The organism is Bacillus sp. FSL K6-6038, from assembly GCF_038050455.1.
Taxonomy (GTDB): Bacteria; Bacillota; Bacilli; order Bacillales; family Bacillaceae_G; genus Bacillus_A; species Bacillus_A pseudomycoides.
Genome location: NZ_JBBOUH010000001.1, coordinates 371787 through 387883, shown reverse-complemented (window position 1 = coordinate 387883; position 16097 = coordinate 371787). Strand labels below are relative to the sequence as shown.

Here is a 16097-nt window from a genome sequence, read left to right as displayed (position 1 = left end):
GTGGGTCTTAATTACAAATAAAAAGTCATCCAATTTATGCCCGATTATTCGCAACATTTTGGATGACTAAAGTTTACTTTTCTTTTTCATTTATAATTCTTTCTCCTAATAACAAACCTCATTTTCATAAACTAATTATCTGTCTTATGATTTTTATTTAATGACCGCAATTTAATATTTGGTGCTTTATTTTTCACTACGACGTCATCATAAACAACTGGAACTTGAAACTCAAATTGCTTTGTTTCATGTCGCTGTAAGTAAATAGGTGTTGGTACCTGATAACTCTTTAATTTTTGATTTGCATCTTGATATAAAACAAGTTGTAATGCTTGTGAATGATTGCGATAATTTTTTAAAGTGACGACGCAATTTTGTTCAAAATTATCCCCCTTTTTCTCCATCGTACATTGGCTATCCTCTTTTTTGTATTCAATTGCCTCTAGTCCTTTTTTCCCTGTGTAATGCCATGTTTTATCAAGAGTTTGAAGTATTTCATTTAAAGTAAATGGCATTATGATAATCAAGACACTCATACACACTACTTTTATGTTATTTAGCTTTTTTAACCAATTAGAATCCTTCTTTTCTAACCACTTTATAAGAAATAGAAAAGAAATTGCTTGTAATGCAAAAGAACAAATCCAGATATTCGAAATCTTATACCCCATATAAATATATGTATCTACTGGAATCCCGTATGCGTGAAATAATTTTTCTCCAATTAATTCATTATCATTTGGCATTTTTATTAATAGTAATACTCCGACACTGTAAAAAATGGCTACTAATCGATCATATTCAATCCGAATCATTCTTTCTCCCTTCTCCTTTGTTTTTTATTATCGATTTTAGCTAACATTATCGGAATATACAGTCTTTTTATAGGGAATAACATAAAAAAGTTCCTTATAAATATATAAAGAACTCTATTAATATACAATATGAAGTTTTCACATCGAAATTTCCTCAAAGTACGTTGGATTATGTATAGTAATTTTTTTACCTAGAACCGTAACAATACTATCATTTTTCAATTGTTTTAATACACCGCTAACAGTCTCTCGAGATGTTCCAGATATCTTTGAAATTTCAATTGTTGTAAGTGGACATGCGATTACAATTTCCTCACCATCTTGTTCTCCTAAATCATTCATTAAATAATTTAATGTCTGGATAACACGATCTTGTGCATTTGGGATTGTAATATTTTGCACCCGATTTTCGTTAATTTTTAATATAGAGGATAACTGCTGAACAACGTACATTAGCTGTGTCCGACTTGCTTTTACCATATCTTCAAAAATCACTGTAGGAATATAGTAAACATCCACATCTGTCATTGCTTCCGCTGTATAATTATATGCATTGTCTGTAAACATACCACCATAAGGGAAAATAGAAAGTCGCTTTACATAGTCTTCATATAATAAATTCCCGTTTTGATTTACTCGCTCTAACTTTACAAAACCATCTAGCATAAAATAAATTCTTTCTCTTGAATCACCTTCTAAAAATAAAAACTGACCTTTCTTATAAGTTCGCCAATAAACAAACTCTGATAGGCTTTTTAATTTTGTATCTGTTACATGAGAAAATAATTCAAACTGCTTCAAGTCTTTAACTACGTTCCGTCTGTTCATAAAATTCCTTCTCTCTTGCTATATATCGGAGTGAAACATCGAGAAAGCGTATTCAATTTTATTTTATCACACTTAACTTACACAGCTTTTGTTTATCATGAATACTTTATGAACGTTTTATCCAAAAATTAACAAACAAAAAAAGAATGAAGTTGCTACCTCATTCTTTTTGAAATTACTAGTAATAGAAGAGCTATGTTTATACACAAGCATATACGTCCTGCTTAGAAATAATCGTACCAGCTTTTTCTTCTAACGCTTCATATACTTTTTCTAATGAAGTAATAATTGTTTTTCGCTTTGGATCTGCATTTGCAAAACTAATAGCAGCTTCAATTTTTGGAAGCATACTACCTGCTGCAAATTGTTTCTCCTGTATATACCCTTCTAATTCATCGACTGTAACAGCCTCTAATCTCTTTTGATTAGGCTGATTAAAATGCACATAAACATAATCAACTGCCGTTAAAATCACAAGTGTATCAGCATCTACTAGTTCTGCTAACTTTTGAGCTGCAAAGTCCTTATCAATGACAGCTTCAGTACCTTTTAACCCTTCCTCAGACTCAATAACGGGGATTCCTCCACCTCCAACAGCAATGACTATATTTCCACCTTCAACTAATGAATTGATTACTTTATGCTCGTGAATACTCACAGGCTTTGGTGATGGAACAACGCGTCTCCATCCTCTTCCTGCATCCTCTTTAAATACAGCTTTTGTTTCTTCCATTAACTTTCTTGCTTCTTCTTCTGTATAGAAAGGCCCAATTGGTTTTGTTGGATTTCGGAATGCCTCATCCTTTTCATCCACGACAACACGTGTTATAACCGTGGCTACTTCTTTTTTTATTTTACGCTTTTTCAAAGCCTTCTCAATTGCATTTTCCATCCAATATCCGATCATCCCTTGGCTCATTGCACCACAAGTATCTAACGGCATTGCCGGTGTTTTTTCCGTATCTGCTGCTTTTTGTTGCAATAAAATATTACCTACTTGCGGGCCATTTCCATGTGCAATAACAATATCAATGTTATTTTCCATAATTTTAACAAGTTGTTCTGCTGTTCTTTCTAATGCTTCTTGCTGCGCCTCGGCAGTAGCATTTCCAGATTGTATAGCATTTCCCCCTAGTGCAACTACGATTTTTCTTCGTGTCATATTTCAACCCTCCAATTAATTCAGTTTCACAAAATTTTATAAAGTGATACTCCCTGTAATTAATCCATAAATCGCGAAAAATGCTAAGGCACCAATAGCTACAGAGGATACCAGTTCCACACGTGTAAATATTTGTTTTGGATTCGTTTGCTTTTGAACATTGTAAAAGATGAAAATACCAGGTGCATATAATGTCATTGTTAGTAATAAGTAATCTAAGCCAGCTGCATACACTAACCAAATTCCATAAATACTTGCTACCAAACCAATGATTATATTTTTTGTTCGATCTTTTTCTTTAGATTGTAAACTGTGCTTAAATTGATAGAATGCTGAAAAAGCATACGGAATTAAAATAGCAGAGGACGCGAGAGAAAATGCAAAATGATATGCTTGATCTGAAACAACAAATGTTAATAAGAAAATTTGAATTAAACCATTTGTTATCCATAATGAATTTATAGGAGCTTTGTTTTTATTTTCTTTCGCAAACCACTTTGGAAACACTCCGTCTTTAGCAGCTAAATATGGAATTTCAGATGCGAGTAGCGTCCATCCTAACCAAGCACCTAATACAGAAATTACTAAACCTAAGTTAATAAAAATAGCGCCCCATTTTCCGACAACGCTTTCAAATAAATACGCCATAGACGGATTTTTCAAATTAGCAACATCAGCTTGTTGCATAAGACCAAGAGATAGTAATGTAAGTAGGATATAAATGATGAGTGTACCAATTAATCCGATGACTGTTGCTTTCCCCACATCGCTTCGGCTTTTCGCACGACTTGATAAGACAACAGCCCCTTCTACACCAATAAATACCCAAAGAGTTACAAGCATTGTGCTCTTAACTTGACTACCTACTGCTCCCCAAGAAAAGGAACCAGCTTGTCCCCAAAAACCATCTAAGAAAATATCAATATGGAAGGCGAAAATTCCTACAACAATAAAGACAAATACAGGCACTAATTTTGCAATTGTTGTTACTAAATTTACAAGTGCTGCTGATTGTACCCCACGTAAAATTAGCATGTGAACACACCATAGCAATATACTCGCTCCAATAATCGAAGCTACATTTTGTCCACCTTCAAAAACTGGGAAGAAATAACCTAATGAAGAGAATAATAATGTACCGTAAGCTACATTACCAAGCCAAGCAGATAGCCAATATCCCCAGGCACTATTAAATCCCATAAAATTACCAAATCCTGCTTTTGCATAACTAAAAATACCACCATCTAAATCTGGTCTTTTTACAGTTAAATTTTGAAATGATAATCCAAGAGCAATCATCCCAACCCCTGTTATAACCCAACCGATAATAATGGCTCCCGCACCAGCGCCTTTTGCCATATCACTTGCTAAGTTAAATGCTCCACCGCCTATCATGGAACCAACGACAAGAGCTGTTAAAGTAAATAGTCCTAGTTTCTTTTCTTCACCCATTACACTCACCTCTCTTTAATTGCAATAAGAAGAAAACAACAATAGTGAATGATAGTGTCTAAAGGAGGAGAAAGAAGGAAGATTACCTTCCTTCTTTACTCCATATTTCCTAAAGTAGCTGCCATAACCGCTTTAATTGTATGCATTCTATTTTCTGCTTGATCAAATACTTTTGAATGCTTACTACGGAAGACTTCGTCACTTACTTCCATTTCTTTTATTCCATATTTTTCATAAATTTCTTCTCCGTACATTGTTTCCGCATCATGAAATGCAGGTAAACAATGTAAGAACACCACATTTTCATTTCCAGTTTCTTTAATCATTTGCATATTTACTTGATAAGGCGTCAATAATTCAATACGTTCAGCAAACTTATCTTCTTCCCCCATAGATACCCATACATCTGTATAAATTACATCCGCATCTGCAACAGCCTCTTGAACATTACTTGTTACCATTACTCGATCATTATATTTTTTTGCTAAATCAATAACTTCTTGTGCTGGCCATAATGATTCTGGTGTACAAATACGGACTTCCATTCCAACAATTGCACCGCCGACTAATAAGCTATTTGCTACATTGTTCCGCCCGTCCCCAACATAAACGAGCTTAACGTCTTTTAAACGTCCCACATGCTCTCTTATTGTTAATAAATCTGCAAGTGTTTGTGTTGGATGCCACATATCTGTTAAGCCATTCCATACTGGCACACCAGAATTGTTTGCTAAAGATTCTACTGTCGCATGATCGAAACCACGGAATTCAATCCCATCAAACATACGCCCTAAAACTTTTGCTGTATCTTCAACAGATTCTTTTTTTCCGAGCTGAATATCACCTTTACCTAAGTATTCAGGGTTGGCACCTAAATCTGTACAAGCTACTGTAAATGCACACCGTGTACGAGTTGAAGTTTTTTCGAATAAGAGTGCAACATTTTTACCTTCTAAATAACGATGCGGAATACCATTTTTCTTTTTCTCTTTTAATTCTGCTGCTAAATCTAGAAAGTATAATAATTCTTCTTCCGTAAAATCTTTTTCAGCAAGAAAACTTCTTCCTTTTAAGTTTGGTTTAGTCATCAACATGATTCATCCCTACTTTCTCCGTTTTTTATACTAAATATCTTTTCGAACAATCGGCATACTCATACAACGTGGACCCCCACGACCGCGAGATAATTCCGAGCTGAGTACTTCAATAACTTCTATACCATGCTCACGTAATAAAGCATTAGATACATAGTTGCGATCATATGTAACAACTACTCCTGGCGCAATCGCCAATGTATTAGATCCATCATTCCATTGTTCACGAGCAGAAGCGATCACATCTCCTCCTCCGCAAGGGATAAGTACTAATTCACTTAAACCTAACACTTCTTTTAAAGCTTCAGTTAAAGATGTACGATGGGTAATTTTAAGAGTTTCTTCATCCTTTCCTTTTTCTAATATATATATATTCATATTTCCTTTTGGTCCTTGAATAGCTGGGTGAATTGTAAATTTGTCATAATCGACCATTGTAAACACTGTATCTAAGTGCATAAAAGCACGACATTTTGGAATTTCTATTGCTAGCACTTTTTTAATTTTATTTTGGCGACTAAATAAGTTTTTAGCTAAACGCTCAATTGCTTTAGCTGAAGTACGAGCAGATACCCCAATTGCAATTGTTTCCTCATTTAAAATCAGTTCGTCGCCACCTTCAATCGGAAATTTATAATCACGATCTAACCAAACTGGCACATCATGACTTGCAAATCGTGGATGATGTTTAATGATATATTCCATAAACAATGATTCACGTCTCCGTGCCGGTTCTCTCATTTTGTTAATTGTTAAACCGTCACCTATACTAGCTGCTGGATCACGAGTAAAATATAAATTTGGCATTGGATCTAAATAAAATGGATAATGATCTTCCATTAATTCATACAGATGCGTTTTTTTACTAGTTTCAATTTCGTTTTTCCGCACGCCACCCATAATTTTCTGAATCAATTCTTCATTTGAAAAGGAAAGTAAATATTCTTTTAAAGTTTGATGTGCAACATTTACGTCAGTCTGTCCTTCTTTTAAAATACGATCAACAAATTCTTCACGAAGTTTTTTATCAACTAACGCCTCAGCTGCTAGTTTTTCTAAATAAAGAACTTCAACACCCCGATTGCGTAATGTTTGTGCAAAATAATCATGTTCTTTTTGAATAATTGGTAAATATGGGATATCGTCAAATAATAATTGTTGCAAATAATCTGGCGTTAAATTTTCCACTTCTTTACCAGGACGTTTTAATAAAACCGTTTGTAATTCCCCAATTTCTGAAGTAACATGTATCGGATGTTTCATTTGTTGTACCTCCTTTTAAATTTGTTTGATGTCTACAAATACATAATAAACGGTACGTACTTCCTTTCTTGTGAAAGCGCTAACATTTTCAAGTGGAATATTTCACAATTTATTTTTTAAAATAATATATATTTGTATTTTTATAAGGTTTTTTGCTCCATATTTTGCAAAACAGCTATATATTACGTATATATAATGAATAACCCTTTACTAATTCATATTAAAATTTCAAAAAAAGATCCTATTTCTAATAAAAATTAGAAATAGGATCTTCACTTACATAATCAATTTCAATCTTTCTTCTAGAACCTTCCTATCCGATTGTGATCGAGAAATCACAAGGCACGTATCATTTCCACATATACATCCTACTTTTTCTTTCCAATCTAAAGAATCCAATAATACACCAATAACATGGGCATTTCCCGGTAATGTTTTAATGATTGTTAATTGCTCTACACAATCAATTTTCACAACAACTTCTTTTATTTTTTTCTTTAATTTCATATCCGTTTGTAAACTGTCTTCTGAAAAAATCTTATATATTGTTAATCCACTTGCAGAGGTTACCTTTATTAAATTTAATTCACGAATATCTCGTGAAATCGTTGCTTGTGTAACTACTACACCATGTTCTTCTAACAATTCTACTAATTTCTCTTGTGTATCTATTTCACACTCTCTTATCAATTGTTTAATTAGCCGTTGTCTTTTCTCCTTTTTCATAAAAGACATCCTTTCGAATATTATAACTTTATTATATCTTGCTATAATTTCCATTCGAAAGAGATAAAGGTAAATGTTGCGGAAACGTTCATAGTTTATAATTATCCCTCTTATATGATTTCATCCTGGACTATGTCCTGCACGTGCTTGAGAAAGGGGACTTCTGTTGGAGTACTGCTAAAAATTTCTATAGTATCTAGTATGGCAACACTAAATACATACTGCTGAATACACATCCATATGTTTCTAATTTCAATTAAATTTCCCAGAAAAATATACTAACATTTTAATCAGCCTATTCATTCTTCATATACATACTATTTATAATTCAAACACTCTTAAACAAGCTTTCTCATACAATAATAAGAACCAATCTCATATGGAAAGGAACAATATAATGAAAAAAACAAAATTAACAGGGTGCATTGTAACTCCAGAAGATCCTGAATATGATGTAGCTCGCATAAACTTAAATTTAAGTCTTCCAAAGCTCCCCTGCATAATTGTCTTCTGTCAAAATACTCAAGATGTATGCAATGCCTTGAAGTGGGCACGTGAACGTCATATACCATTTCGTGTACGAAGTGGTCGCCATAACTATGAAAACTTTTCCCTTGTGAATCGTGGACTTATTATTGATGTAAGTGAAATGAATCGAATTATAGTCCAGCAGAACAGCTTAACAGCAACCATTGAGGCTGGAGCAGACCTTGGTGCTGTTTATAAAGAGCTGTGGAAATATGGCGTCACATTACCAGCTGGCACCAGCGCCAGCGTTGGAATTGTTGGATTAACACTTGGTGGTGGCATTGGTATGTTATCACGCTTATTTGGATTAACTTGTGATCAACTATTAGAAATAGACATGGTGCAAGCAGTTGGTAAAAAAGGGGCAAGATTTATTCGTGCCAGCGAAAGAGAAAACGCTGATTTATTTTGGGCATGCTGCGGCGGTGGCGGTGGGAACTTCGGAATTGTTACATCTTTAACATTTCGTGTTCACCCCATTCAAAACGTCTCGATTTTTTCACTCACTTGGGAATGGAAAGACTTTATTACCGCATTTCAAGCTTGGCAAAACTGGGCACCTTATATAGATGAGCGTCTTACTTCATCTATTGAATTATTTTCTAAACAGAGAAATAAAATTGAAGTAAAAGGAGAATTTGTTGGTCATCCTTCGGAACTCCTCGATTTACTGGCACCTGTATTACAAGCTGGAACTCCTTCTCTGTTCATAGAAGAAGTTCCTTATATACAAGCAGTTGAATTCTTTAATAGTGGTAACATCCCAGAAAAATTCAAACGTTCTGGTTCTTATGTATATAAGACAATTCCGCTTAAAGGGATTCAAGTTCTAAAGCATTTTCTTAGTCATACTCCAAATTCTTCAGCGAGCGTTTGGCATCAATCACTCATAGGAGCTGTAGAAGACATTGCTTCAAGTGAAACAGCTTATTTCCATCGAAAAGCAATTATTGCTCAAGAATACCTTACATCTTGGAAATGCGACAATGAGGAACAACAAAATATACGTTGGATTAAAGATTTACGAAATGCTATGGCACCTTATACATTAGGTGATTATGTCAATTGGCCTGATATTGATATTACAGATTGGCAAAACACTTACTATGGCACAAACTTTACAAGGTTACGTAAAGTAAAAACAGTATATGACCCTTGTAATGTTTTTCGATTCCCACAAAGCATCCCTCCCTTCCATAAATAAAATATAAATTTCTCTCACTTTTTTATTTTCTTCAAAGCCTCTTTTTATCACCTTACTAACCGAATCATCTTCCTAATTTCACGTTCCCTAGACAATGTTTTTCGCAAAAAATAAAGGGTTTTGGCACTTTATGACTAATAACAAAAATAAGGGGCAACATTTGTAAAATACAAATTTGACTGGGGGATTGGTATGATTCAAGTTCAAAATCTAGTAAAGTCATTTGGTTCATTAGACGTTTTAAAAGGGATCAATTTAGAAGTAAAAGAAAAAGAAGTTGTTGTTTTAATTGGCGCGAGCGGCTCAGGAAAAAGCACTTTACTTCGTTGTCTCAACTTTTTAGAAATGTACGATGAAGGAGAAATTCACTTACAAGGGAAACGAATTAATCCTAAAAGTACAAACTTAAACAAAGTCCGCGAAAATGTTGGAATGGTATTTCAACATTTTAACCTCTTTCCACATATGACCTCATTAGAAAACATCATAGAAGCACCTATTCATGTAAAAAAAATGGACAAAACAAAAGCGAAAGAAATTGGAACCGACCTATTACAAAAGGTTGGATTACAAGACAAAGCAAACGTGACACCTCACCTTTTATCTGGTGGACAAAAACAACGTGTTGCGATCGCACGCGCACTTGCAATGAATCCTAAAATCATGCTATTTGATGAACCTACATCTGCTCTTGATCCTGAACTTGTTGGAGAAGTACTCCAAGTTATGAAAGAGCTTGCTGGTGAAGGAATGACAATGGTAATCGTCACCCATGAAATGAACTTTGCACGGGATGTAGCAGATCGCGTCATTTTTATGGATAATGGACAAATTGTAGAGGATGCACCACCAGAACAATTTTTTTCAGCACCGTCAAATGAGAGAGCAAAACAGTTTTTACGAAACATTTTATAGAGAGGGACTTCACTCCCCACGAATACTTAAACCATTAAAACTCATACGGGTGGCCTAATTGCCCCACCCATGGAAACTTTCCATAGCAATTAAGATACGGCTGTTTAACCCGTATGTGCAGGATGAATATATAGGAGGGGTTTTGATGAGAAAGAAAATACTTACTGTTTTTGCAGCAATTACACTATGTGTATCCTTCGTCCTTGGAGCCTGTAGTAAGGAAACTTCAACAAATGAAGGGAAAGAGTTTCGCTATGCAATGAGCGGCTTATATAAACCTTTTAATTTCAAAGAAAATGACGGAAAACTAGTTGGTTTTGATGTCGAAATTGGTGAGGCACTCGCAAAAAAAATGGGAATGAAGCCTGTTCCAGTTACAAATCCTTGGGAAACATTGATTCAAGGTCTAAAAGCAAAAAAATATGACGTCATATTAGGAAGTATGGCAATTACAGAAGACCGCCTAAAAGCCGTTAATTTTACGAATCCATACTATCGCTCTGGTGCACAAATTTTCGTAGCTAAAAAGAACAATTCCATTTCTTCAGTAGAAGACTTAAAAGGAAAAAAAATCGGTGTTGTAAAAGCTAGTACATTTAAAACACTTGTGGAAAAACATACAGATCAAATCACAGAATACGACAGTGACATTACAGCTCTTATGGATTTGGAACCGGGCCGAGTAGATGCTGTTATTACGGATCAAATGGTTGGTCTTCGTATGATAAAAGAAGGAAAATCAAATATAAAAGAAGCTGGCAAACCATTAAATCTTGAGGAAATGGGAATTGCAATTCGCAAAGATGATAAAGAGATGGTGAAGAAAGTAAACAAAGCATTAGAGGAAATTATTAAAGATGGCACATATGAAAAAATCAGTAAAAAATGGTTTGGAAAAAATATTCTTGGAGAAGAGGAAAAGACAAAATAAAATGATTTACCCTTCTAAAAAACAAATCATTTTTAATCCATAAGCGATGCCCCACCTCAGCCGTGGGGTATTTGCATCTATTTCCTAAAATAAATTCTATATTGAGGTGACGTTGATGATTGAAATTTTCATATCTACATATCCAACATTTCTAAAAGCAATTGTCATGACTTTACAATTAACATTAACTTCATTATTACTTGGTTCATTAATCGGACTTCTATTCGCCTTTTTTCGTATTTCCAATAATAAAATTTTAAATAGTATTGCACACATATATATTGCTGTTATCCGAGGCACACCATTAATCGTTCAAATCATGATTCTTTATTTCGGCATTACGTCTATTATCGTTCTGTCTCCATTTTGGGCTGGTGCCATTGCTTTAGCAATTCATAACGGTGCATATATTACAGAAATTTTCCGTGGCTCCATTCAATCGGTCGATCGCGGCCAATTAGAAGCGGCTCGTTCTTTAGGAATGTCCTATCCACTCGCTATGCGCCGTATCATTTTACCGCAAGCATTTCGATTATCAATCCCACCGCTCGGAAACCAATTTGTCATTGGATTAAAAGATTCTTCCCTTGTCGCATACGTAGGAATGTCTGAGCTTTGGGGATCCGGTTTATCTATAGCTGCTGGAAACTTTAAGCAACTTGAAACATACATTGTTGTTAGTGCCTATTATCTTGTACTCGTCCTTTTGTTTACTTACCTCGTAAATCTCTTAGAGAAAAAACTTCAGCGTAAACAAAGTAATTCTATACAAGTAAATAAAGAGAAAGAAAAAGCAGTCTCTTTATAGGAAGAATTGTAGCAACCCTTTCATCTATTAGATTGAAAAAGGAATCAATGAAAAGTTACTATTACATGCAAAAAAACAATCAAAATACAAACTAAAAAAAGCAAGCTACTTTTTAGGTAGCTTGCTTTTATAGTTAAAGGGTTCTAAATAATCTATTCCAGAATCATGGATTCACTTTTTTGATAGTTTCCTGTTCTTCTATATGCTCCTCACGATATGCAATATTATCAGGGTCTAACCCATTCCCTAAAGAACCATAGAAATGTTCCCTATGAGGATCAACTAATTCACTGCCTTGATAATATACGCGAGGTGTGTTCCAAAGTGCTGCCATTGCTTTCGTCATCGGCATTTCATGATAACGCTCCGGCCACATTTCTTTAATTTTTTCTTTTACTAATGGGTAATACTTAGAACTCATAGCAGGGAACAAATGATGTTCCGTATGATATGAGAAGTTAAAATGCAAAACATCAACCCAGCGCGGCACTGTTACAGATAAACAGTTAGCTAATGGATCATTTACAGGAACAATTGGATTTAAACGGTGATTTGTTGCAATATAGCCCATTACAATAAAGTTTGCAATGAGTAATGGAATCACATAAGCAAACAACCACTTCGTAGGCCCCATAATAAATAGCAAACTAATCCAAACCGTCCATGGCAAAAGAAGTTGAAGCCATACAGACTTCTGATTCGATGACTTAAATTCTTTTATAAAATGAAAGAACATACGAGTTGAATGTATTGTAAATTGAATTGTTAGTGACAGAAAACTGAAGAAAGAACGCACATGCAAGGGCATACGATACACCCATCTTAAAAATTTACTCTTCTTCATCTTTTCAAGTGTTGGCCACGCATCAGGGTCATGTTCTTCATGCTGTGTATGAACATGGTGCGTCGCATTGTGCCATTTTCTCCACAATTTCGGTCCTGTAGATAATGGCATAAATGCAATTGCCCCTAAAAAATCACGAAGCCATGCTTTTCTTACAACTGTTCCGTGCAAGATTTCATGTCCTAAAAATCCAAGTGAAGCAAAACATAACCCTAGAACAATTGCAATTCCAAGATTTGCCCACACATTCAAATCGAATAAACCAATCGCTATTAACCCAGCTACCGCCACAAGTAAATAAGCCAGTCCACCAAACAAACGAGTTGGAACTGGTTTAAATGCTTTTTTTGGCAAATGCGGCGATACACGTGCTGCATACCATCCAAACGTATGAAGCTCCTTCATCCTTTTGCCCCTTTCTTATGCCGCGCTTACGCAACTTGCATAAATCAATTCTTGTTTCCAGATTGATAATACTAGTTAATTACAAAAAGCATTTATAATAAGTAAATCATACTCACTCTATCGTCACTCATTTTCGCTTTTATTATCAATGAAAAACATTTCTCTTTTTACTCTTTATCAACCTTTCCACATGATGAATCATATCAATAGACTTTCCATATTGTCAATAACTTTTATGACCTAGTAATAAAATGTGGTTATATTTTTATAATAATATTTTATTTCACCAAAGGAAAAGCATAGGTTTTATAAGCTTTTATCCATTATATATATAAATACTTTCACATATAAGAAAGTCTGCTTCACTCAAGAAAAGCTTATATATGAACATCAATAATTCTTTATAGAATCGACTGTCATTTAAAATAACCTTATAAAGGAATACTCATTTTTATTATATTAGAATAATATTTATGTTTTGTAAATATTTAAAACTTATTCTTAATTTCTTCTGTTCACTGTACAGTAGTATCTCCTTCTCCTAGATTGAAAATAAGCTACATGAATTTTATATAAATTGGAAAAAATAAGTAGTAAATTATTTTAAAACAGGAGGGACATACGATGACAAACAATTCATTTCCCCAATTTCCAGAACCGTACTGGCGCGATTCTACTTCATTCCCTATTTTCCCCAAGCTATCAGAAAATATAAAAGCAGAAGTTGCAATTATTGGTGCTGGAATTACAGGCATCACAACTGCTTATTTACTTGCAAAAGAGGGCATGAAAGTTGTTTTAATCGATTCCGGAAATATTTTAAATGGAACGACAGGCCATACGACTGCAAAAATCACAGCACAACACGATCTCATTTATGATGAGCTCATTGATCATTTTGGAGCTGATCAAGCGCGCCTATACTATGAGGCAAACGAAAAAGCATTGCAATTTATAAAAGAAACAGTCCGAACAAATAACATTGATTGTGACTTTACTGAAGAGGACGCCTACTTATATACAACTTGCAATGACGGATTACGGAAATTAACAAAAGAATATGAAGCTTATAAAAAACTAAATATTCCTTGTGACTATGTAGAGTCCATTCCACTTCCTATCTCAGTTCAGGGAGCACTTGTTATGAAAAAACAAGCACAGTTCCATCCTCTTCATTATTTAAAGAACCTTGTTGAACAGTTTATTGAAGCAGGCGGAACAATCTATGAGCAAACCACTGCAATCGATATCGAGAAAGGATTCTATCCGCAAGTCATTACAAAAGATGGCCATCGTATTACATGTGGATATGTCGTCTCCTGTTCTCATTTTCCTTTCTATGATGCAAATAGCTTTTTCTTCACAAGAATGTATGCAGAACGTTCCTACGTTCTAGCTATAAAAGCAAAAAAAGATTATCCCGGAGGCATGTATTTAAGCATAGACACTCCTACACGCTCCTTACGTTACACAACAGTAAATGGAGAAAAAATTATTCTTGTTGGGGGTGAAAGTCATAAAACAGGACAAGGAATCAATACAATGCTTCATTATGAAGCATTGCACTCTTTCGCAGAAGAAACATTTGGAATAGATGCAATCCCTTACAGATGGTCAGCACAAGACTTAATTACCCTAGATAAACTACCTTACATCGGCCATATTAATGAAAATAATCCAAATATATTCGTTGCAACAGGTTATCGAAAATGGGGGATGACAACAGGAACTGCTGCAGCTCAACTACTAAAGGACTCTATTACAAAAATAGATAACCCGTATAAAGAACTCTTTGCCCCATCACGATTCCATGCAGATCCAGATATAAAAACATTTGTTTCTCAAAACCTTGATGTAGCAAAACATTTGATCGAAGGCAAGTTAGAATTTGCTCTGCGTAAACCAGAAGATCTTGAAAATGGTGAAGGTGCCGTTGTAAGAGTACATGGAAAACGTGCAGGCGCTTATAAAGACAACGAAGGAAAATTGCATATTGTTGATACGACCTGTACACACCTTGGCTGTGAAGTAGAATGGAATAGCGGTGATTGTACGTGGGATTGTCCTTGTCATGGATCACGCTTTTCAATTGAAGGAGATGTAATTGAGGGGCCGGCAGATAAGCCGTTAAAACGGGTTGATGGAGAATAAAGTTAACTAAAACAAACAGAGCACCAATCTACTGGTGCTCTTTCTCAAATAACATATCCCGAAACAAGCCATTCAACCTCTCAACCTCAATGCCCTTTCCCTTTTCAATACCTTTCACATACTCTTGATAATACTTTATCTGCCTCTCTAAAAATTCATTTAATACGATAATCTTCGGACCAGCGTCTAACTCAACACCATCCTTTTTCTTTAGTAGTAAATCTTCAATTTCATCAAAAAGCTCTTGTTCTAGCGACAATTCAGTAATGAATCGTTCAAATTCTACAGGCGGCAATGTCCCTTTCTCTTCTAACCATTTGCAAGCTAAAATAGGGCGCAATACATAGAAGTACTTTTTCAACTTCACGCTCTCTCCTTGTAGAAATTCACGATAGTTTTTTGAAGCCATATGTAAGTAGTGATACATCGTTGCTTTAGGATCAAAATCATTTTCGCTCATTTTCTGTAGACGCTCTGGAAGATCAGAGTTCTTAGAATAAAAGATTGGAGAACGGATCCATTCTAATAGTGCTGGATTTGATTTTGCAAATAACTGCAGAGCTTTTCTAATATCCCAACCGCTTATATCTAAAGCATCACTAATTGGATACTCAATCACATCACGTTTTTCATTAATAGATAAATACCAGTCTACTGAATGAATGTATACAAATCTAACATCATAATCACTATCTTTCGACTGAAATCCCCATGCACGACTTCCAGATTCGACAGCAAATAAAATTTTCACATTGTTCTCTTTTTCAATTTTCTGTAATTCTAATTGAATTTTATCCCTCATATATATCATCCTCATTTTCTGATCATTTCCCTGGAAATTCGACAAATATAATCTACTTATTATTGGCGTGTTATTCTACTTTTAACATCAATATCTCAGTAACTCTATAGTATGTAACATAACTAAATTTAAAAGGAAGCTGCTAGGCCTTCCCTGGCAGCTCTATAAA

14 protein-coding genes are annotated in these 16097 nt (G+C 34.7%); 5 read left to right on the top strand and 9 right to left on the bottom strand.

Going from position 1 to position 16097, the window contains the following annotated elements; all coding sequences use genetic code 11:
* Positions 1–131 precede the first annotated feature (131 nt).
* The 7 genes from NSQ40_RS02040 to argR form a co-directional block, all read right to left on the bottom strand.
* Positions 132–815, bottom strand: a complete 684-nt coding sequence (locus NSQ40_RS02040; RefSeq protein WP_003194745.1) for a hypothetical protein — start codon at positions 813–815, stop codon at positions 132–134.
* A 138-nt stretch (positions 816–953) separates the two neighbouring features.
* Positions 954–1643: a Crp/Fnr family transcriptional regulator gene (locus NSQ40_RS02035; RefSeq protein WP_018766527.1), complete on the bottom strand. Its 690-nt coding sequence runs from the start codon at positions 1641–1643 to the stop codon at positions 954–956.
* 199 nt (positions 1644–1842) lie between these two features.
* Entirely contained in the window at positions 1843–2805 is a 963-nt protein-coding gene (gene arcC, locus NSQ40_RS02030) for a carbamate kinase (protein ID WP_003205622.1), read from the bottom strand.
* Positions 2806–2841: 36 nt separating this feature from the next.
* Positions 2842–4257: an arginine-ornithine antiporter gene (gene arcD / locus NSQ40_RS02025; protein ID WP_003205625.1), complete on the bottom strand. Its 1416-nt coding sequence runs from the start codon at positions 4255–4257 to the stop codon at positions 2842–2844.
* Positions 4258–4352: 95 nt separating this feature from the next.
* Positions 4353–5351, bottom strand: coding sequence for an ornithine carbamoyltransferase (argF, locus tag NSQ40_RS02020; RefSeq protein ID WP_003205627.1), 999 nt, complete (start codon positions 5349–5351; stop codon positions 4353–4355).
* A 30-nt stretch (positions 5352–5381) separates the two neighbouring features.
* On the bottom strand, positions 5382–6614 hold the full coding sequence (gene arcA, locus NSQ40_RS02015) for an arginine deiminase (protein WP_003194737.1): 1233 nt from the start codon (positions 6612–6614) through the stop codon (positions 5382–5384).
* A 276-nt stretch (positions 6615–6890) separates the two neighbouring features.
* Positions 6891–7340: an arginine repressor gene (gene argR / locus NSQ40_RS02010; protein WP_018766526.1), complete on the bottom strand. Its 450-nt coding sequence runs from the start codon at positions 7338–7340 to the stop codon at positions 6891–6893.
* A gap of 397 nt (positions 7341–7737) precedes the next feature.
* Here argR and NSQ40_RS02005 point away from each other — a divergent pair, with 397 nt between their 5' ends.
* The 4 genes from NSQ40_RS02005 to NSQ40_RS01990 all read left to right on the top strand — a co-directional run bounded on the left by NSQ40_RS02005 (position 7738) and on the right by NSQ40_RS01990 (position 11726).
* The gene (locus NSQ40_RS02005) at positions 7738–9072 is read left to right on the top strand and encodes an FAD-binding oxidoreductase (protein WP_097786963.1); all 1335 of its coding nucleotides are present in this window, start codon (positions 7738–7740) and stop codon (positions 9070–9072) included.
* 192 nt (positions 9073–9264) lie between these two features.
* Positions 9265–9987, top strand: coding sequence for an amino acid ABC transporter ATP-binding protein (locus NSQ40_RS02000; protein WP_003194731.1), 723 nt, complete (start codon positions 9265–9267; stop codon positions 9985–9987).
* Positions 9988–10132: 145 nt separating this feature from the next.
* Complete coding sequence (locus tag NSQ40_RS01995) at positions 10133–10918, top strand: ABC transporter substrate-binding protein (protein ID WP_018766523.1); 786 nt, start codon at positions 10133–10135, stop codon at positions 10916–10918.
* Between the two features lie 115 nt (positions 10919–11033).
* The gene (locus tag NSQ40_RS01990; protein ID WP_003194725.1) at positions 11034–11726 is read left to right on the top strand and encodes an amino acid ABC transporter permease; all 693 of its coding nucleotides are present in this window, start codon (positions 11034–11036) and stop codon (positions 11724–11726) included.
* Between the two features lie 163 nt (positions 11727–11889).
* Here NSQ40_RS01990 and NSQ40_RS01985 read toward each other — a convergent pair whose 3' ends face one another.
* Positions 11890–12975, bottom strand: coding sequence for a fatty acid desaturase family protein (locus NSQ40_RS01985; protein ID WP_003194723.1), 1086 nt, complete (start codon positions 12973–12975; stop codon positions 11890–11892).
* A 624-nt stretch (positions 12976–13599) separates the two neighbouring features.
* Between NSQ40_RS01985 and NSQ40_RS01980 the strand changes: the two genes are divergently transcribed.
* The gene (locus tag NSQ40_RS01980; protein ID WP_003194721.1) at positions 13600–15126 is read left to right on the top strand and encodes an FAD-dependent oxidoreductase; all 1527 of its coding nucleotides are present in this window, start codon (positions 13600–13602) and stop codon (positions 15124–15126) included.
* Positions 15127–15154: 28 nt separating this feature from the next.
* Here NSQ40_RS01980 and NSQ40_RS01975 read toward each other — a convergent pair whose 3' ends face one another.
* A complete protein-coding gene (locus NSQ40_RS01975; RefSeq protein WP_003194719.1) occupies positions 15155–15928 on the bottom strand; it encodes a nucleotidyltransferase domain-containing protein in 774 nt (257 codons plus the stop codon).
* Between the last annotated feature and the right edge of the window lie 169 nt (positions 15929–16097).

What these genes read in the sequence shown, in the direction of transcription:
- NSQ40_RS02005 (WP_097786963.1), top strand. Translation starts at nt 7,738, where the DNA reads ATGAAAAAAACAAAATTAACAGGGTGCATTGTAACTCCAGAAGATCCT.
- arcC (WP_003205622.1), bottom strand. Translation starts at nt 2,805, where the DNA reads ATGACACGAAGAAAAATCGTAGTTGCACTAGGGGGAAATGCTATACAA.
- arcA (WP_003194737.1), bottom strand. Translation starts at nt 6,614, where the DNA reads ATGAAACATCCGATACATGTTACTTCAGAAATTGGGGAATTACAAACG.
- NSQ40_RS02000 (WP_003194731.1), top strand. Translation starts at nt 9,265, where the DNA reads ATGATTCAAGTTCAAAATCTAGTAAAGTCATTTGGTTCATTAGACGTT.
- NSQ40_RS02035 (WP_018766527.1), bottom strand. Translation starts at nt 1,643, where the DNA reads ATGAACAGACGGAACGTAGTTAAAGACTTGAAGCAGTTTGAATTATTT.
- NSQ40_RS02040 (WP_003194745.1), bottom strand. Translation starts at nt 815, where the DNA reads ATGATTCGGATTGAATATGATCGATTAGTAGCCATTTTTTACAGTGTC.
- NSQ40_RS01990 (WP_003194725.1), top strand. Translation starts at nt 11,034, where the DNA reads ATGATTGAAATTTTCATATCTACATATCCAACATTTCTAAAAGCAATT.
- NSQ40_RS01985 (WP_003194723.1), bottom strand. Translation starts at nt 12,975, where the DNA reads ATGAAGGAGCTTCATACGTTTGGATGGTATGCAGCACGTGTATCGCCG.
- NSQ40_RS01975 (WP_003194719.1), bottom strand. Translation starts at nt 15,928, where the DNA reads ATGAGGGATAAAATTCAATTAGAATTACAGAAAATTGAAAAAGAGAAC.
- NSQ40_RS01995 (WP_018766523.1), top strand. Translation starts at nt 10,133, where the DNA reads ATGAGAAAGAAAATACTTACTGTTTTTGCAGCAATTACACTATGTGTA.
- argF (WP_003205627.1), bottom strand. Translation starts at nt 5,351, where the DNA reads ATGTTGATGACTAAACCAAACTTAAAAGGAAGAAGTTTTCTTGCTGAA.
- arcD (WP_003205625.1), bottom strand. Translation starts at nt 4,257, where the DNA reads ATGGGTGAAGAAAAGAAACTAGGACTATTTACTTTAACAGCTCTTGTC.
- NSQ40_RS01980 (WP_003194721.1), top strand. Translation starts at nt 13,600, where the DNA reads ATGACAAACAATTCATTTCCCCAATTTCCAGAACCGTACTGGCGCGAT.
- argR (WP_018766526.1), bottom strand. Translation starts at nt 7,340, where the DNA reads ATGAAAAAGGAGAAAAGACAACGGCTAATTAAACAATTGATAAGAGAG.